The sequence below is a fragment of the Frankia sp. Mgl5 genome (genome assembly GCF_023242985.1).
GTDB lineage: Bacteria > Actinomycetota > Actinomycetes > Frankiales > Frankiaceae > Parafrankia > Parafrankia soli.
Window position 1 is genome coordinate 1 of sequence record NZ_JALKFY010000750.1, and the last position, 1,935, is coordinate 1,935.

The window sequence follows — 1,935 nt, forward strand, 5'->3', positions numbered from 1 at the left end:
CCAGGTGAGTAGCCGGGGGGAATCGCACCCCCCGGCTCTCGCAGAACCGGGCGTAAACCTCTCGGTTTACCCGGCTCCCATCATCCAGCCTTCGGATACACCCCCAGCCGCCAGTGAGCGAACAGGCCAGGGTCACGTCCTGCGACGGTCGCCAGAAACTGCCACGCCCGCATGCGACGGCGGCGCAACCGTTTGTACTTCCCCATGGCCCACCGAACGAGATATCCGTTCAGGTGGTCGAAGACGCGGAACAACGCGGACCTACAGAAGCGCCCATAATAGTTGATCCAACCCTGGATCACAGCGTTAATCGTCTGCGCCAGGTCGGTGAGGGTCGAACCGGACCATAGGTGCGGGCGCCAGCGGCGTATTTCGTGTCGCATCCGCTTGACGGCCTCATCGCTGACCGCCGGAGCGAAGTTGACGAAACCACGACCGTGCCTGTTTTTCGACAGCCGCGGACGGAACGTGTAACCAAGGAAGTCAAACCGCTGATGCTCATGCGAACCCATACGGTTAGCGTCCTTGCAGTACACAACGCGGGTCTTGGACTCGTTCAGTTCCAAGCCCACGTCCGCCAGTCGTACGGCGATAGCATCCCGGATCCGGTGTGCCTGCCGCTGGCTGCGGCAGTGCACGACGGCATCGTCTGCATAACGCTCGAACGGGACCCCCGGAAACTGTCGGGTCATCCAGGCGTCGAACGCGTAATGCAAGAAGATGTTTGCGAGCAAAGGCGAAATCGCTGAGCCTTGTGGGCTACCGCGACGCCGGGCCACCAGACTACCGTCCGGCAGTTGCACCGGCGCTACCAACCAGCGCCGGACGTACAGCAGAATCCACCTACGGTCTTCCGACACGTGCCGTTCGACCGCACGGACCAGTAGATCATGAGGGATACTGTCGAAGAACGACTTGACGTCCAGATCGATGACCCAGTCGTTACGCCAGCATCGTTCCCGGCATACTCCAACCGCGTCCAACGCCGACCGCCCCGGCCGGTAGCCATAGGAGTCGTCGTGGAACATCGACTCCACCTGCAACTCCAGGTACATGGCCACCGTGGTCTGGGCGATCCTGTCGGCCACGGTGGGCACACCGAGGACCCTGACCCCTCCGCCACTGCCCCGCTTAGGGATCTCCACCGCCTTGACCGGAGGCGGGAAATAGCAACCCGACGAAAGCCTGTTCCAGATTCTGTACAGGTTCCCTTTCAGGTCCTGTTCGAACTGGCCGATCGACTCCTCGTCGACTCCCGCCGCCCCCTTGTTCGCCTTGACCCTCCGCCAAGCCTCCCATACAGCCTGCTTGGAGATGTCAAACGACTTCGGCCCGCTCATCTGGCTCCTCCCGGCCACACCGGTTGACCACCAAACGGACCCGGATGACCCGCCCCCTTCACTCCCCCCGCATTACCAGGGTTCATCGCTACTACGAGGCGGCCCGCCCCTGTGCCCGACATCGATACTCCGCCCCTCACGGTTCCCGCCGCTTGAGGCTCTCTCTCCCGCCGCCGACCCGACACACCGGCCGACGGCAACGCCAGGGCGACAGGTTCACACGTTCCGTCCAAGAGCCCAGGCCACGCTCGCGCCACCTTCATGCCGGACACCGCCCGGGCAGCACACAGGCAGCCCCCGGACTTCTCCCGGGGACGCTCGCCAGCCCCGGTTTCGATGCCTTCCAATTCCTTACGACACATCTACAGTGGTTCGCTTCCGCTCGCCTTCGTGACCCACACCTGACGCACTCACTGGCACGCCTTTTCCGCAACGCTCACCACCCCGGCTCTTGACCGACGCAGCTTGCGGTGGTTTGCGGCCTCCCCCTGCATGAGCGACCGCGGAGGACCTACCCCCATCTCCTGGACAGCACCGCTCCAGAACAGTCTCCGTCTAAATCGGAGCTCCTCCTTCACGTTCGTGTTCACACACG

Annotated in this window: 1 protein-coding gene; it reads right to left on the reverse strand. The window is 63.3% G+C overall.

Going from position 1 to position 1,935, the window contains the following annotated elements:
- Positions 1 to 80 precede the first annotated feature (80 nt).
- Positions 81 to 1,340: a group II intron reverse transcriptase/maturase gene (gene ltrA, locus MXD62_RS27360; protein WP_248832276.1), complete on the reverse strand. Its 1,260-nt coding sequence runs from the start codon at positions 1,338 to 1,340 to the stop codon at positions 81 to 83.
- Between the last annotated feature and the right edge of the window lie 595 nt (positions 1,341 to 1,935).